Origin of the sequence: Streptococcus sp. 3109, from assembly GCF_013276905.1 — a bacterium.
Lineage (GTDB): Bacteria > Bacillota > Bacilli > Lactobacillales > Streptococcaceae > Streptococcus.
This window is the reverse complement of the sequence record NZ_VMLY01000007.1, coordinates 126787-142420: the sequence shown is the minus strand read 5'-3', so window position 1 is coordinate 142420 and position 15634 is coordinate 126787. Positions and strand designations below refer to the sequence as shown.

General features: G+C 40.5%; 15 protein-coding genes and 1 pseudogene. 13 read left to right on the top strand and 3 right to left on the bottom strand.

Annotated elements, in window-relative coordinates:
- Positions 1 to 304: 304 nt before the first annotated feature.
- The 7 genes from trpE to trpA are packed head-to-tail and all read left to right on the top strand — an operon-like array spanning position 305 to position 6564.
- Positions 305 to 1666, top strand: coding sequence for an anthranilate synthase component I (trpE, locus tag HT698_RS05010; protein ID WP_166736606.1), 1362 nt, complete (start codon positions 305 to 307; stop codon positions 1664 to 1666).
- Positions 1663 to 2229 carry an aminodeoxychorismate/anthranilate synthase component II gene (locus HT698_RS05005; RefSeq protein WP_173219616.1) on the top strand — a complete coding sequence of 189 codons (567 nt, stop codon included), beginning with the start codon at positions 1663 to 1665 and terminating at the stop codon, positions 2227 to 2229. The genes trpE and HT698_RS05005 overlap by 4 nt, the downstream gene beginning before the upstream one ends.
- Before the next feature lie 10 nt (positions 2230 to 2239).
- The gene (gene trpD, locus HT698_RS05000) at positions 2240 to 3244 is read left to right on the top strand and encodes an anthranilate phosphoribosyltransferase (RefSeq protein ID WP_164226070.1); all 1005 of its coding nucleotides are present in this window, start codon (positions 2240 to 2242) and stop codon (positions 3242 to 3244) included.
- Positions 3241 to 4008, top strand: a complete 768-nt coding sequence (gene trpC, locus HT698_RS04995; protein ID WP_164226071.1) for an indole-3-glycerol phosphate synthase TrpC — start codon at positions 3241 to 3243, stop codon at positions 4006 to 4008. The genes trpD and trpC overlap by 4 nt, the downstream gene beginning before the upstream one ends.
- On the top strand, positions 3995 to 4594 hold the full coding sequence (locus HT698_RS04990) for a phosphoribosylanthranilate isomerase (RefSeq protein WP_173219613.1): 600 nt from the start codon (positions 3995 to 3997) through the stop codon (positions 4592 to 4594). Before trpC ends, HT698_RS04990 begins: the two co-directional genes overlap by 14 nt.
- Positions 4572 to 5795: a tryptophan synthase subunit beta gene (gene trpB / locus HT698_RS04985; protein WP_004256047.1), complete on the top strand. Its 1224-nt coding sequence runs from the start codon at positions 4572 to 4574 to the stop codon at positions 5793 to 5795. Before HT698_RS04990 ends, trpB begins: the two co-directional genes overlap by 23 nt.
- Positions 5788 to 6564, top strand: coding sequence for a tryptophan synthase subunit alpha (gene trpA / locus HT698_RS04980; protein WP_173219610.1), 777 nt, complete (start codon positions 5788 to 5790; stop codon positions 6562 to 6564). Before trpB ends, trpA begins: the two co-directional genes overlap by 8 nt.
- On the opposite strand, the gene HT698_RS04975 is transcribed toward trpA, so the two are convergent.
- Positions 6536 to 7195, bottom strand: coding sequence for an A24 family peptidase (locus tag HT698_RS04975; RefSeq protein WP_173219607.1), 660 nt, complete (start codon positions 7193 to 7195; stop codon positions 6536 to 6538). The two genes, trpA and HT698_RS04975, sit on opposite strands and share 29 nt — an antisense overlap.
- Before the next feature lie 69 nt (positions 7196 to 7264).
- On the opposite strand from HT698_RS04975, the gene HT698_RS04970 reads away from it, so the two are divergent.
- From HT698_RS04970 to HT698_RS04945, 6 genes are all read left to right on the top strand, one after another.
- Positions 7265 to 7720 carry a GNAT family N-acetyltransferase gene (locus HT698_RS04970; protein WP_173219604.1) on the top strand — a complete coding sequence of 152 codons (456 nt, stop codon included), beginning with the start codon at positions 7265 to 7267 and terminating at the stop codon, positions 7718 to 7720.
- 182 nt (positions 7721 to 7902) lie between these two features.
- On the top strand, positions 7903 to 8904 hold the full coding sequence (locus tag HT698_RS04965; protein WP_173219601.1) for a LacI family DNA-binding transcriptional regulator: 1002 nt from the start codon (positions 7903 to 7905) through the stop codon (positions 8902 to 8904).
- Between the two features lie 153 nt (positions 8905 to 9057).
- The gene (locus tag HT698_RS04960) at positions 9058 to 9975 is read left to right on the top strand and encodes a sugar ABC transporter permease (RefSeq protein ID WP_045605839.1); all 918 of its coding nucleotides are present in this window, start codon (positions 9058 to 9060) and stop codon (positions 9973 to 9975) included.
- A gap of 10 nt (positions 9976 to 9985) precedes the next feature.
- A complete protein-coding gene (locus tag HT698_RS04955; protein WP_000797956.1) occupies positions 9986 to 10876 on the top strand; it encodes a carbohydrate ABC transporter permease in 891 nt (296 codons plus the stop codon).
- Positions 10877 to 10904: 28 nt separating this feature from the next.
- Positions 10905 to 12521 carry an ABC transporter substrate-binding protein gene (locus HT698_RS04950; RefSeq protein WP_173219598.1) on the top strand — a complete coding sequence of 539 codons (1617 nt, stop codon included), beginning with the start codon at positions 10905 to 10907 and terminating at the stop codon, positions 12519 to 12521.
- A gap of 9 nt (positions 12522 to 12530) precedes the next feature.
- Positions 12531 to 13850: a glycoside hydrolase family 32 protein gene (locus HT698_RS04945; RefSeq protein ID WP_173219595.1), complete on the top strand. Its 1320-nt coding sequence runs from the start codon at positions 12531 to 12533 to the stop codon at positions 13848 to 13850.
- A gap of 62 nt (positions 13851 to 13912) precedes the next feature.
- On the opposite strand, the pseudogene HT698_RS04940 reads toward HT698_RS04945, so the two are convergent.
- Together HT698_RS04940 and HT698_RS04935 are read right to left on the bottom strand one after the other, a co-directional pair.
- Positions 13913 to 14790: pseudogene (locus HT698_RS04940) on the bottom strand (SDR family NAD(P)-dependent oxidoreductase).
- Position 14791: 1 nt separating this feature from the next.
- On the bottom strand, positions 14792 to 15628 hold the full coding sequence (locus HT698_RS04935; RefSeq protein WP_173219592.1) for an alpha/beta hydrolase: 837 nt from the start codon (positions 15626 to 15628) through the stop codon (positions 14792 to 14794).
- Between the last annotated feature and the right edge of the window lie 6 nt (positions 15629 to 15634).

Here is a 15634-nt window from a genome sequence, read left to right as displayed (position 1 = left end):
ACAAAAAATTTGCGAACGAAGTGAGCTTTTAAAAGATATTTCCCGCCATAGTGGTATCCTAGAGAAGCAAATATGCTTCTCTAGGACGGAATTTTTGAGAGTAAAATAGTTCGGGGAACTATTTTAGCCCGAGCCTAGAAATGAATGAGCTAGGAGCTCAAAAATTAGGTCTTTTATTTCATGGATTTCTAAAATCATCCACTGGATAATTTTACCTCCCGTCCGCACTATTTAAGGGAAATAGAAAAAGATAATAAATTAAGACTAAAAGTCTATAAAGAAAAGAATTGAAAGGGAAATTACAATGGAACGAATCATTCATGGAGATGTCTTATCACCAATCTTGGCTTATATGCGCCTAAAGGGGCAACACAAGGTTATCTTAGAAAGTATTCCGAGAGACAAGGAAACAGCTCGTTTTTCTATCCTAGCCTATAATCCTGTTTTTGAGATTAAGTTTGAAAATGGAGTCCTTTATCAAAATGGTCAAGTGATTGATCGGGATTCTTTGGATTTCCTTTATGAAGTGACTCATAAGAGCCAGCACCATTCAGATCTACCTTTTGGTGGTGGGGCAATTGGTTTTGTTGGTTACGATATGATTTCGCTTTATGAAGAAATTGGTCAAATTCCTGAAGATACAATTGGAACGCCAGACATGCATTTCTTCGTTTATGAGAGTTACATTGTTTTTGACCACAAGAAGGAAAAAATCCATGTCATCGAGGATGCTCTTTATAGCGAGCGTAGTCAAGAAGCCTTGGAAGAAGCCTTGAACCAAGTGCTTGAGGAATTACGTATTCCTGCTCCAAATGAATTTGAAGACTTGGATCTATCTCCTCTGGACTTCAAACCACATATCGCTCCTCAGAAGTTTGAGGAAATGGTGGAAACCGCTCGTGACTTGATTCGTAATGGAGATATGTTCCAATGCGTGCTTAGTCAACGCTTCTCAGCAGAGGTTACTGGAAATCCATTTGACTTCTATAGAAATCTTCGCGTGACTAATCCTTCTAATTATCTTTATTTCTATGATTTTGGTGATTATCAAATCATCGGAGCTAGTCCAGAAAGTTTGGTTTCTGTCAAAAATGGCATCGTGACAACCAATCCGATTGCAGGTACGCGACCAAGAGGAGCTACGGATGAAGAAGACAAGGATTTGGCGACAGACCTACTTTCGGATGAGAAGGAAACAGCAGAACATCGGATGTTGGTAGACTTGGGACGCAATGATATCGGTCGCATCTCTGAAACGGCAAGTGTTCAAGTTACCAAATATATGGAAGTGGAGCTCTTCCGTTATGTTATGCATTTGACCAGCGTGGTCAAGGGGCGTTTACTTCCAGAACTCACTGCCATGGATGCCTTGAAATCAACACTTCCTGCTGGAACCGTTTCAGGAGCACCAAAGATTCGAGCGATGAGACGCATCTATGAACTGGAAACAGAAAAGCGGGGAGTATATGCAGGAGCAATTGGCTACTTGTCTGCGACGGGTGATATGGATTTCGCCATTGCCATCCGAACCATGATTCTCAAAAATCAAACAGCCTATGTGCAGGCTGGGGCAGGGATTGTCTACGACTCCATCGCCCAAAACGAATACCAAGAAACCATTAACAAAGCAAAATCTATGACTAGAATTGGAGAACTAAGACCATGATTTTATTGATTGACAACTATGATTCTTTTACCTATAACTTGGCCCAGTACATTGGGAATTTTGCAGAAGTACAGGTCTTGAGAAATGATGATCCCAAGCTGTATGAAGAAGCTGAAAAAGCAGATGGTCTGGTCTTTTCGCCCGGCCCAGGTTGGCCAGTTGATGCTGGAAATATGGAAGATATGATTCGTGACTTTGCTGGCAAGAAGCCGATTCTTGGGATTTGTTTGGGCCACCAAGCCATTGCAGAAGTCTTTGGTGGTAAGTTAGGTTTGGCTCCAAAAGTCATGCATGGGAAACAGAGCAACATCAGCTTTGAAGCGCCATCTGTTTTGTATCAAGGCATTGAGGATGGCCGTGCAGTCATGCGTTACCACAGTATTTTGATTGAAGAAATGCCAGAAGACTTTGAAGTGACAGCTCGTTCGACTGATGACCAAGCTATCATGGGGATTCAACATAAAAACCTACCGATTTATGGCTTCCAGTACCATCCAGAGAGTATCGGAACGCCAGATGGCTTGTCTTCTATTCGGAATTTTATCGAGAAGGTTGTAAAGTGAGGAAACTAGGATGAAAGAGATTATTGAAAAACTAGCAAAATTTGAAAATTTATCAGGTGTGGAAATGACGGATGTCATTGAGCGTATCGTAACTGGGCGTGTAACAGAGGCGCAGATTGCTTCTCTCCTTTTGGCTCTTAAGATGAAGGGGGAAACACCTGAAGAACGCACAGCCATTGCCCAAGTCATGAGAGGGCATGCCCAACATATTCCAACTGAGATTCATGATGCCATGGACAACTGTGGTACAGGTGGAGACAAGTCTTTCAGTTTTAATATTTCCACAACTGCAGCCTTTGTCTTGGCTGGTGGCGGTGTTCACATGGCCAAGCACGGCAACCGCTCGATTTCTTCTAAATCTGGTTCTGCAGATGTCCTCGAAGCTTTGGGCATCAACCTAGACCTCAAACCAGCTGAACTAGGTAAGGTCTTTGATAAAACTGGAATCGTCTTTCTCTTTGCTAAAAATATGCACCCAGCTATGAAATACATCATGCCAGCTCGTTTGGAACTAGGAATTCCAACGATTATGAACTTGACTGGTCCCCTGATTCATCCAATGGCTTTGGAAACACAGCTTCTTGGAATTAGCCGTCCAGAACTTCTAGAAAGTACAGCTCAGGTTTTGAAAAATATGGGTCGCAAACGTGCCATCGTGGTTGCTGGACCAGAAGGTTTGGATGAAGCTGGTTTGAATGGAACAACCAATATTGCTCTTCTTGAAAATGGCGAAATCACCTTGTCAAGCTTTACTCCAGAGGATTTGGGAATGGAAGGCTACGCTATCGAAGACATTCGTGGAGGGAATGCTCAGGAAAATGCAGAAATTTTGCTTAGCGTTCTTAAAAATGAACCAAGTCCATTTTTGGAAACGACAGTCTTAAATGCTGGTCTTGGTTTCTATGCTAATGGTAAGGTAGATAATATCAAGGATGGAGTTGCCTTGGCCCGCCAAGTCATTGCTAGTGGCAGGGCCCTTGAAAAACTCAGACTGTTACAGGAGTATCAAAAATGAGTCAGGAATTTTTAGCACGAATCTTAGAGCAGAAGGCACGTGAGGTGGAGCAGATGGAGCTGGAGGAAATCCAGCCCCTGCGCCAGACCTATCGCTTGGCAGAATTTTTGAAGAATCATCAGGACCGCTTGCAGGTAATCGCTGAGGTCAAGAAGGCTAGCCCTAGTCTGGGAGATATCAATCTCGATGTGGATATTGTGCAACAGGCCCAGACTTATGAAGCAAACGGAGCAGTGATGATTTCTGTTCTGACAGATGAAGTTTTCTTTAAAGGACATTTGGATTATCTACGGGAGATTTCCAGTCAGGTACAGATTCCGACGCTTAACAAGGACTTTATTATCGATGAAAAACAAATCATCCGAGCTCGCAATGCAGGTGCGACAGTCATCTTGCTCATCGTGGCAGCCTTGTCCGAAGAACGCCTCAAGGAACTTTATGACTATGCGACAGAGCTTGGTCTGGAAGTCTTGGTGGAAACTCACAATCTAGCTGAACTAGAGGTAGCTCACAGACTTGGTGCGGAGATTATTGGTGTTAATAACCGCAATTTGACTACCTTTGAAGTTGACTTGCAGACCAGTGTAGATTTGGCTAAACATTTCAAAGATGATTGCTTGTACATTTCTGAATCTGCTATTTTCACAGGGCAGGATGCGGGACGAGTAGCACCATCCTTTAACGGAATTTTAGTTGGGACAGCTCTCATGCAGGCAGAAGATGTAGCCCAGAGAATCAAGGAGTTGCAGATTGACAAAGGTTAAAATTTGTGGACTATCGACCAAAGAAGCGGTGGAAACAGCCGTTTCAGCAGGAGCCGACTACATCGGTTTTGTCTTTGCACCTAGTAAAAGACAGGTGACCTTGGATCAGGCTGCTGAGCTGGCAAAGCTTATTCATGCGGATGTCAAAAAGGTTGGTGTATTTGTTTCACCAAGTCGGGCAGAACTGCTAGAAGCGATTGAAAAAGTTGGTTTGGACTTGGTTCAAGTTCACGGTCAGGTGGCAGATGATTTGTTTGAGAATTTGCCTTGTGCCAGTATCCAGGCTGTGCAGGTGGATGGAGAGGGTCATGTGCCCAATTCTCAGGCAGACTATCTACTCTTTGATGCCCCTGTGGCTGGGAGTGGTCAGACCTTTGACTGGGCTCAACTGGATACGATTGGACTAACTCAGCCTTTCTTTATCGCAGGTGGGCTTAATGAAGACAATGTAGTAAAAGCAATTCAACACTTTACTCCCTATGCAGTCGATGTATCGAGCGGAGTGGAGACAGACGGACAAAAAGATCATGAAAAGATTAGAAGATTTATAGAGAGGGTAAAGAATGGCATATCAAGAACCAAATAAAGATGGATTTTACGGAAAATTCGGTGGACGTTTTGTCCCAGAAACATTGATGACAGCAGTTTTGGAGTTGGAGAAGGCTTACCGTGAAAGTCAGGCAGACCCAAGTTTCCAAGAGGAATTAAACCAACTCTTACGCCAGTATGTGGGACGCGAAACTCCCCTTTACTACGCAAAAAACTTGACCCAGCATATCGGCGGAGCCAAGATTTATCTTAAACGTGAAGACCTTAACCATACAGGGGCCCACAAGATTAACAATGCCTTGGGACAAGTTCTTCTGGCTAAACGCATGGGTAAAAAGAAAATTATCGCTGAAACAGGTGCTGGTCAGCACGGTGTGGCAACTGCAACTGCTGCAGCCCTCTTTAACATGGAATGTACTATCTACATGGGTGAGGAGGATGTCAAACGCCAAGCCCTCAATGTCTTCCGTATGGAGCTTTTGGGAGCTAAGGTTGAGGCAGTGACAGATGGTTCGCGCGTGCTCAAGGATGCGGTCAATGCAGCTCTTCGTTCATGGGTAGCTAATATCGATGATACCCACTATATCCTTGGTTCTGCCTTGGGGCCTCATCCTTTCCCAGAAATCGTTCGTGACTTCCAAAGTGTCATCGGTCGAGAGGCTAAACAACAGTACCGTGACTTGACAGGTAAAAATCTGCCAGATGCCCTAGTAGCCTGTGTTGGTGGTGGTTCTAACGCTATCGGTCTTTTCCATCCATTTGTAGAAGATGAGTCAGTAGCTATGTATGGAGCTGAAGCAGCAGGACTTGGTGTGGATACGGAGCACCATGCAGCTACCTTGACCAAGGGTCGTCCGGGTGTCCTTCACGGTTCTCTCATGGATGTGCTCCAAGATGCCCATGGTCAAATTCTTGAAGCCTTCTCTATCTCAGCAGGTTTGGACTATCCTGGTATCGGTCCAGAACATTCTCACTACCACGATATTAAACGTGCCAGCTATGTCCCTGTGACAGACGAGGAAGCCTTGGAAGGATTCCAACTCTTGTCTCGTGTGGAAGGGATTATCCCAGCCTTGGAATCTAGCCATGCTATCGCTTTTGCAGTGAAATTGGCCAAAGAACTTGGACCAGAAAAGTCTATGATTGTCTGTCTATCAGGTCGTGGGGACAAGGATGTGGTTCAAGTCAAAGACCGCTTGGAAGCAGATGCAGTAAAGAAGGGAGAAACTTATGCCTAAGACACTAACAGAAAAATTGAACGCTATTAAAGCAGCTGGAAAAGGAATTTTCGTTCCCTATATCATGGCTGGTGACCACGAAAAAGGTTTGGACGGTCTTTCTGAAACAATTCACTTTTTAGAAGATTTGGGTGTTTCGGCTATTGAAGTTGGTATTCCCTTTTCAGACCCTGTTGCAGATGGACCTGTTATCGAAGAAGCAGGCTTGCGCAGTTTAGCCCACGGGACCTCTACCCAGGCTTTGGTTGAAACCTTGAAAACCATTGAAACAGAGGTTCCACTTGTCATCATGACCTACTTCAACCCTCTCTTTCAGTACGGTGTGGAGAACTTTGTCAAAGATTTGGCAGATACAGCGGTTAAGGGCTTGATCATTCCAGACCTTCCTCATGAGCATGCCAATTTTGTGGAGCCTTATTTGGCAGATACAGACATCGCTTTGATTCCCCTAGTTAGTTTGACAACAGGGATTGAGCGTCAAAAAGAGTTGATCAAGGGAGCAGAAGGTTTTGTCTATGCCGTTGCCATCAATGGAGTGACAGGGAAGTCAGGCAATTACCGCGCAGATTTGGACAAGCACTTGGCACAACTTCATCAAGTGGCCGATATCCCAGTCTTGACAGGATTTGGCGTATCTAGTCAAGCTGATGTAGAACGTTTCAATGCGGTGTCAGATGGCGTTATCGTCGGTTCGAAAATTGTAAAAGCTCTCCACCAAGGAGAGCCAATTCAGGACTTTATCAAACAAGCAGTAGCTTACCAAAAATAATCACACAAGTAGCGAGTAAGAGGAAAGGCACGAAAGGAAGTCTTTCCTTTTTCTTTTTCAGGAGAAAGACTAGAATCCCCGTAGCAGAAGCAAACTGAATCAAGATCAGTAACTCCGTTACGCTAAAGACGAGAGCACAAGAAGCTAAAAAGAGAAAATCACCTGCGCCCATACGAATATCGATAAAATGAGCCAAAAAGCCAAGAGCAAGGAAGAAGACCATGACCAGATTCCAGCCAGTGGAAGCCATGAGGATTAGGTGGAAAGTCATCCAGACCAGTAAGGGATATTCCTGATGGCGAAAGTCGTAGATACCCAAGGTCAAACCAGCAGTGATTAGGACGACTTGACTCAAGGAAAGTAATTCCCAAGAGTAAAGCAGAAATATGAGTCCTAAGACTAATTCAAAGAGGGCATACCAGACTGGATAGCGAGCCTTGCAGTAGCGACAGCGAAAGCGATTGAAGACCTGCGAGAGAATCGGAATCAAATCTAAGGGACGCAAGCGAGTCTGACAGGAATCGCAGTGACTAGCAGGTTGGATAATAGATTGCTCTGGAAAACGGTCAATAACCAAACCAAGAAAGGAAGCGAGAATACTCCCGACAAGAAAAAAATAAATATCAATCATACTTATCTATTCGTAAAAAATAGTAGAAGTAGTATAATAAAGAAACATAGACAAGATAGTGAGGTCAAGATGACAATTCGTTTTGAAGAAAATGTGAGCCCAGAAAATGCTCAACTCGTATGTCAATGGTCCAATTCCCTTGGCAAAGTCTTTCAAGAACAATGGATGGGACCAAGGATTCCTTTTCCACTGACCCTTCAAGCCTTGCAAGACTTGGAAGGAGTCTTTTCAATCTTTGATGGACACGAGTTTGTCGGGCTTATCCAGAAAATCAGACTAGAAGACAGTAATCTTCATATTGGAAGATTTTTTATCAACCCCCAGAAACAGGGGCAGGGATTAGGTAGGCAGGCTTTCAGGAAATTTGTTAGTTTGGTCTTTGAAAATAGAGATATAGACAGCATCTCTCTAAATGTCTTCGAGGCAAATCAAAGAGCTCAGGGTCTTTACCAAAAAGAAGGATTTGAAATCGTTCAAATAGTTGAAGCACCTGTACGAAAATACATCATGAAAAAGAGTAGATAGAAAGTAAACAAAGTCTTTTCCTGTGGTAGGTAGATTCCTATATATGAAAATTGAAAGAATTTTAGAAAGCCGATTGGAGTGATTTTATCCATGATGGTAAAAAGGATCTGGCCAAAAATGATTGAGAAATAGTTGCTAAAAAAACGTTTGCATGATACTATATATTGAAAGGAGGTGATAATATGGTAGAACAAAGAAAATCAATTACCATGAAAGATGTTGCTTTAGAAGCAGGAGTTAGCGTTGGAACTGTTTCACGTGTGATTAATAAAGAAAAAGGCATTAAAGAAGTAACCTTGAAAAAAGTGGAACAAGCAATTAAAACCTTGAATTACATTCCAGATTACTACGCTAGAGGAATGAAAAAAAATCGAACAGAAACGATTGCAATCATTGTACCAAGTATCTGGCATCCCTTTTTTTCAGAATTTGCTATGCATGTGGAAAATGAAGTCTATAAGAGGAATAATAAATTACTCTTATGTTCCATAAATGGTACAAATCGCGAGCAAGACTACTTGGAGATGTTGCGTCATAATAAAGTTGATGGAGTGGTTGCTATTACCTATAGTCCAATTGAACATTACCTGTCGTCAGGAATTCCCTTTGTCAGTATTGACCGTACATACTCAGATATTGCCATTCCTTGTGTTTCATCAGATAATGATGCAGGTGGAAGAGAAGCAGCTAAACAATTAATTAGTAAAGGATGTCAGCATTTAGCCTTTGTGGGCGGACATAATACAACCATTAATGAAACCAAACGTCGTAGAATTTCCTTTGAAAAGTATGTCCAAGAGCATAAAATACCTCTTAGTATTTTTGATTTGGATGAGACAGTTACTGACTATCATGGGAAGCTAGAGAGTTTCTTGGAAGAAAATTCTTCTATAGATGGAATTTTTACAATTAACGACTTTACAGCTTTGGATGTGATTGATATACTAGAAAAAAATGGCAAACGTATTCCTCATGATGTCCAAATTATTGGATACGATGGAATTAAAATGGCTGGAGATAGAGATTATCTGCTTTCAACTATTGAACAACCATTGGAAGAAATGGCCAAAGAAGCGGTTCGGATTTTGTTTGATATTCTTGATGGAAAGACTGTTAATTTGCAGACAATCCTACCAGTGAAATTTGTTGAAGGAAAAACAACAAAAAATGAAAATAAGTCTTGACAGAAAGCGCTATCAATGATAGAATGAATTCAGATAAAAAAGATTTATTTTTTTAGAACAAAAATGAAACGTTTCAAAAACAAAACAAATAGACAGCGCCAAGCGTTATCTTTTTCGACCAAAAATGAAACGTTTCAAAAAAAGGAGGTTGCTATGAATAGCAAAGCGAAGCAAGTTTCTCTTTGGGAAAGAATCAAGAAACAAAAACTCTTGTTATTGATGACTGTCCCTGGTTTAGTTTTAACCTTTATCTTTAAATACATTCCTATGTATGGGGTTTTAATCGCATTTAAAGATTATAATCCCTTAAAAGGAATTTTAGGGAGTGATTGGATTGGTTTTTCTGAGTTTACAAAATTCATATCCTCTCCCAACTTTGGTATCTTGTTAGCCAATACTTTAAAATTAAGTATCTATGGTTTATTGCTTGGCTTTTTACCACCAATCATTCTTGCTATTATGCTCAATCAACTCTTGAGTGAAAAAGTCAAAAAACGAATTCAGCTCATTTTATACGCACCAAACTTTATCTCAGTCGTTGTTATTGTCGGTATGATTTTCCTTTTCTTTTCAGTGGGAGGACCAATTAACAATTTTCTCTCTATGTTTGGAATCAAGGCTGACTTCTTGACAAATCCAGACTTCTTTAGACCTTTATACATCTTTAGTGGTATCTGGCAAGGAATGGGCTGGGCTTCAACGCTCTACACAGCAACATTAGTAAATGTAGATCCAGCCTTAGTAGAAGCAGCCCGATTGGATGGAGCTAATATCTTCCAACGAATCTGGCACATTGATATTCCAGCTCTTAAGCCTATTATGGTTATCCAATTTGTTTTAGCTGCAGGTGGAATTATGAATGTCGGATATGAGAAAGCATTTTTGATGCAGACATCGTTAAATTTGCCAACTTCTGAAATTATCTCTACATATGTCTATAAAGTTGGTCTTGTATCAGGAGACTATTCTTACTCAACAGCGGTTGGTTTGTTTAATGCAGTGATTAACGTAGTATTGCTTGTTGCAGTTAACCAAATCGTTAAACGCATGAACAATGGTGAAGGAATTTAAGGAGGGAAGCATGAAAAATTCAATTATGGATACCAAATTTGATAGACGTATCTTACTCTTAAATAAAATCATTATTGTCTTTATAGTCTTGATAACCTTACTTCCTTTACTTTATATAGTAGTAGCATCCTTTATGGATCCTAAGGTTCTGGTTAGTAGAGGGATTAGCTTTAATCCAGCCGATTGGACGGTAGAAGGTTACCAGCGTGTATTCAGTGACCAATCTATTCTAAGAGGTTTTATCAATTCTCTACTATACTCTTTTGGCTTTGCGGCTTTAACAGTATTGCTATCTGTGTTTACAGCTTATCCTCTTTCTAAGAAAGACTTGGTTGGACGTCGTTGGATTAATTATTTCTTGATTGTAACCATGTTCTTTGGTGGTGGTTTAGTTCCAACTTACTTACTAGTAAAAGATTTGGGCATGCTTAATACTCCATGGGCTATCATCGTTCCCGGTGCTGTCAATGTTTGGAATATTATTCTTGCTAGGGCCTATTTCCAAGGATTGCCTGAAGAATTAGTTGAAGCTGCTGTCATTGATGGTGCAAATGATTTACAGATTTTCTTCAAAATCATGCTTCCTCTTGCAAAACCAATTATGTTTGTTCTCTTCCTCTATGCTTTTGTAGGCCAGTGGAACTCATACTTTGATGCAATGATTTATATCAAGGATCCAAATTTGGAACCATTGCAACTTGTACTTCGTAAAATTCTCATTCAAAGCCAACCAGGTCAAGATATGATTGGGGCACAAGCGGCTATGAATGAAATGAAACGTTTAGCTGAATTAATTAAATACGCAACTATTGTCATTTCCAGCTTGCCATTGATTGTTATGTATCCATTCTTCCAAAAATACTTTGATAAAGGAATTATGGCTGGTTCACTTAAAGGATAAAAAAAGAAAAAATAAAAGGAGTTTTCTCATGAAATTCAAAACATTCTCAAAATCAGCAGTTTTGTTGACAGCTAGTTTAGCAGTACTTGCAGCCTGTGGCTCAAAAAATACAGCTTCAAGTCCAGATTATAAGTTGGAAGGTGTAACATTCCCGCTTCAAGAAAAGAAAACATTGAAGTTTATGACAGCTAGTTCACCGTTAGCTCCTAAAGACCCAAATGAAAAGTTAATTTTGCAACGTTTGGAGAAGGAAACTGGCGTTCATATTGACTGGACCAACTATCAATCCGACTTTGCAGAAAAACGTAACTTGGATATTTCTAGTGGTGATCTACCAGATGCTATCCACAACGACGGAGCTTCAGATGTGGACTTGATGAACTGGGCTAAAAAAGGTGTTATTATTCCAGTTGAAGATTTGATTGATAAATACATGCCAAATCTTAAGAAAATTTTGGATGAGAAACCAGAATACAAGGCCTTGATGACAGCACCTGATGGGCACATTTACTCATTCCCATGGATTGAAGAGCTTGGAGCGGGTAAAGAGTCTATTCATAGCGTCAACGATATGGCTTGGATTAACAAAGATTGGCTTAAGAAACTGGGTCTTGAAATGCCAAAAACTACTGATGATCTGATTAAAGTCCTAGAAGCTTTCAAAAACGGGGATCCAAATGGAAATGGAGAGGCTGATGAAATTCCATTTACATTTATTAGTGGTAACGGAAACGAAGACTTCAAATTCCTATTTGCTGCATTTGGTATAGGGGATAACGATGATCATTTAGTAGTTGGAAATGATGGCAAAGTTGACTTCACAGCAGATAACGATAACTATAAAGAAGGTGTCAAATTTATCCGTCAATTGCAAGAAAAAGGATTGATTGATAAGGAAGCTTTCGAACATGATTGGAATAGTTACATTGCTAAAGGTCATGATCAGAAATTTGGTGTTTACTTTACATGGGATAAGAGTAATGTTACTGGAAGTAACGAAAGTTATGATGTTTTACCAGTACTTGCTGGGCCAAGTGGTCAAAAACACGTAGCTCGTACAAACGGTATGGGATTTGCGCGTGACAAGATGGTTATTACCAGTGTAAACAAAAACCTAGAATTGACAGCTAAATGGATTGATGCACAATACGCTCCACTCCAATCTGTGCAAAATAACTGGGGAACTTACGGAGATGACAAGCAACAAAATATCTTTGAATTTGACCAAGCAACTAACAGCCTCAAACACTTACCACTAAACGGAACTGCACCAGCAGAACTTCGTCAAAAGACTGAAGTAGGAGGACCACTAGCTATTTTAGATTCATACTATGGTAAAGTGACAACTATGCCAGATGATGCCAAATGGCGTTTGGATCTTATCAAAGAATATTATGTTCCTTACATGAGCAATGACAATAACTATCCAAGAGTCTTTATGACACAGGAAGATCTGGATAAGATTGCCCACATCGAGGCAGATATGAATGACTATATCTACCGCAAGCGCGCTGAATGGATTGTAAATGGGAATATTGATGCTGAGTGGGATGATTACAAGAAAGAGCTTGAAAAATACGGACTTTCAGATTACCTCGCTATTAAACAAAAATACTACGACCAATACCAAGCAAACAAAAACTAGAGGTTGATTATGGGAGATAAGAAATACACAATAGAAAAAGCCAATCGTTTTATAGCAGAAAATAAACATCTCGTAAATACTCAGTATAAGCCTGAAGAACATTTTTCAGCTGAGATTGGTTGGATCAATGATCCAAATGGATTTGTCTATTTTCGTGGAGAATACCATCTCTTTTATCAATTCTATCCTTATGATAGTGTCTGGGGACCAATGCACTGGGGGCATGCTAAAAGTAAGGACTTGGTAACTTGGGAGCACTTGCCAGTGGCACTTGCTCCTGACCATGATTATGACCGCAATGGTTGTTTCTCAGGCTCTGCCATTGTCAAGGATGATCGCCTCTGGCTCATGTATACTGGTCATATTGAAGAAGAAACAGGTGTTCGTCAAGTGCAAAATATGGCATTTTCAGACGACGGGATTCACTTTGAAAAGATTGAACAAAATCCAGTTGCAACTGGAGCAGACTTGCCAGATGAGTTGATTGCTGCTGATTTCCGTGATCCAAAACTCTTTGAAAAAGATGGACGCTATTACTCCGTAGTAGCTGCCAAACATAAGGATAATGTGGGCTGTATCGTTCTACTAGGGTCCGATAACCTAGTAGAATGGCAGTTCGAATCCATCTTTTTAAAAGGGGGAGAACACCAAGGCTTTATGTGGGAATGCCCAGATTACTTTGAGTTAGATGGGAAGGATTGCCTTATTATGTCACCCATGCGTTATCAGCGTGAGGGAGACTCCTATCATAACATTAACTCATCGGTTTTGTTCACGGGTAAGGTAGATTGGGGAGAAAAACGTTTTATCCCAGAATCAGTTCAAGAAATTGATCATGGCCAAGACTTCTATGCGCCACAAACATTGTTGGACGATCAAAATCGTCGTGTCTTGATTGCTTGGATGCAGACATGGGGGCGTACCCTTCCAACCCATGATCAAGAACACAAGTGGGCATGTGCCATGACTTTACCTAGAATTCTAAGATTGGAAGATGGCAAACTAAGACAATTCCCTGTTAAAAAAGGCCAATATCAAATCCAAATAGATAAAGATTGTCATTACCGCTTAGGAAATGATACAGATTATCTTGAATTTGGTTATGACAGTAATGCGCAGCAAGTTTACATTGATCGTAGCCATCTTGTTCAAAAAATTCTAGGTGAAGAAGAACAGGATACTAGTCGACGGTATGTAGATATTGAAGCTAAAGAATTGGAAGTTGTTCTAGATAAAAATTCCATCGAGATTTTTGTCAATCAAGGTGAAGCAAGCTTGACGGCAACCTATTACTTAACAGTGCCAGCTGAGCTATTACGAATCGATTAAAAATTAAGTTATTTCTCCTAAAGAAAAATCTCTTTCTAGTAAAATGGAAAGAGAACTTTTTTCTAATTTATCTGAGAATGTTTCTGTTTAAACAACTCAATTTTATCATTACAGTAATTGATTAAATCTTGAGTTTTTTCAAAATTATATCCTTTTTCAGATACAGATTTCACTTTCTTCTCGTCAAAATAGTAGCCAGTTAAGCCCCTGACTTCTTCTGATAAGGTGAGGTAATAACCTGTTTCGATTCCCTCGTCTAAATTCTTTGAGAGAGACTTCATCAAGCGTCCGAAGAGAGACTTTTCGTCTTTTCAACACTGGAATCATTCCCCAAATTGGTTGAAATCAAGCCAGGATGGTAGGCATTGATGGTGATGCTTGAACCTCTTAAAAAGAAGTCTCTGGCCAGATAACGTGTCATCCAAATAGTGTAAAGTTTGGAATTATTGTAGGCCAATCCTGGATTATAGCTGTTCTCAAATCCAAAGTCTAAATCCTTGATCTTGGCAAAATGATGCATATAGGAAGAAGTATTAATGACACGGCCGTCAGACGCTTTTTCTAATAAGGGACTTAGCTCAGTTGTTAAAATATAGGGAACCAGAACGGATAACATAAAAGTCAACTCGACATTTTCAGTACTCGCTTTTCGTTCTTTTCCAGCATATATGCCTGCATTGTTAAATAAGACATCGATACTTTGAAAGTTTCGCTTGATTTCCTCTACAAATCGATAAACATCGTCTAGTTTTGAAAAATCTGCAAGGTGGCTAGAAACTCTGCCTCTCAAGGAAACTGCTCGAACCTCTTGAAGCGCCAGTTCAAGTTTTTGAGGGTTTCGACCATGGAGGATGATATGATGGCCTTCACTGGCCAATTTCTTTGCCAAATGTTTACCAATACCGTCAGTAGCACCTGTAATCAGAATGGTTTTGACCATATTAGTCCTCCAAGAAAGTCAGTAGTTCTTTTGAAAATTCGTCTGCATATTGAAAAATCGAACCGTGTCCAGCATTTGGATAGATAATCAGCTTACTATTTTCGATTTTCTCATGCATGTCATAAGAATTTTCCGTTGGAACCTGCATATCCTTATCCCCGTTGACGATTAAGGTTGGTTGGGTGATGAATTGAAGGTCGTCCTGCGAATCTTTCCCCCAACGTTTAATAGCTTTGAGTTGAGTTAGAAATCCTGATAGGTTCATGTCTTTATCCGCAAATTTCTTTGTTCTCATACCCATTCGTCCTAGGACTTTCAAAGCTTCAATTTTCCCTTGTTCATCATGATTATAGAAGATATAGCGTTTAGAATCGATGCGCTCGAGTCCCGCTTTAAACATATAGTTAAAGGTTTTCCCTGTGACCTTATCGACCTCTTTTCCACCTCGAGGTCCTGTTCCAGCCAAGATTAAACGATTGACTAGAGTAGGATTTATTCGGACGATTTCTTGGGCAATCATACCTCCCATAGAAAGGCCAAGAAGATTGATATTATCGTAATCAAGCGCTTTTACAAAGTCAATTGTCTGCTTAGCCATTCCAGGAATCGTCGAAGCAACTTTTCCTTGACTGGCTCCAACTCCAGGAAGATCGACTACAATGACATGGTGCTTTTCAGCAATCAAGTCTAAGAGTTTAGGATCCCAGTTATCGAGAGTTGCTGCCAAATGGACCAGCATTAGAAGAGGTAGTTTTGATTTGCCTTTACTAAGTTCGCGATAAGCGATTTTGTTCCCGTCGACTGTGATGTATTGATTTTTTGTAGTAAGATATGACATTGTGTT

Bases quoted from the DNA above. Each gene is read 5' to 3' on its own strand.
- trpE (WP_166736606.1), top strand. From the start codon at position 305: ATGGAACGAATCATTCATGGAGATGTCTTATCACCAATCTTGGCTTAT.
- HT698_RS05005 (WP_173219616.1), top strand. From the start codon at position 1,663: ATGATTTTATTGATTGACAACTATGATTCTTTTACCTATAACTTGGCC.
- trpD (WP_164226070.1), top strand. From the start codon at position 2,240: ATGAAAGAGATTATTGAAAAACTAGCAAAATTTGAAAATTTATCAGGT.
- trpC (WP_164226071.1), top strand. From the start codon at position 3,241: ATGAGTCAGGAATTTTTAGCACGAATCTTAGAGCAGAAGGCACGTGAG.
- trpB (WP_004256047.1), top strand. From the start codon at position 4,572: ATGGCATATCAAGAACCAAATAAAGATGGATTTTACGGAAAATTCGGT.
- trpA (WP_173219610.1), top strand. From the start codon at position 5,788: ATGCCTAAGACACTAACAGAAAAATTGAACGCTATTAAAGCAGCTGGA.
- HT698_RS04975 (WP_173219607.1), bottom strand. From the start codon at position 7,195: ATGATTGATATTTATTTTTTTCTTGTCGGGAGTATTCTCGCTTCCTTT.
- HT698_RS04970 (WP_173219604.1), top strand. From the start codon at position 7,265: ATGACAATTCGTTTTGAAGAAAATGTGAGCCCAGAAAATGCTCAACTC.
- HT698_RS04965 (WP_173219601.1), top strand. From the start codon at position 7,903: ATGGTAGAACAAAGAAAATCAATTACCATGAAAGATGTTGCTTTAGAA.
- HT698_RS04960 (WP_045605839.1), top strand. From the start codon at position 9,058: ATGAATAGCAAAGCGAAGCAAGTTTCTCTTTGGGAAAGAATCAAGAAA.
- HT698_RS04955 (WP_000797956.1), top strand. From the start codon at position 9,986: ATGAAAAATTCAATTATGGATACCAAATTTGATAGACGTATCTTACTC.
- HT698_RS04950 (WP_173219598.1), top strand. From the start codon at position 10,905: ATGAAATTCAAAACATTCTCAAAATCAGCAGTTTTGTTGACAGCTAGT.
- HT698_RS04945 (WP_173219595.1), top strand. From the start codon at position 12,531: ATGGGAGATAAGAAATACACAATAGAAAAAGCCAATCGTTTTATAGCA.
- HT698_RS04935 (WP_173219592.1), bottom strand. From the start codon at position 15,628: ATGTCATATCTTACTACAAAAAATCAATACATCACAGTCGACGGGAAC.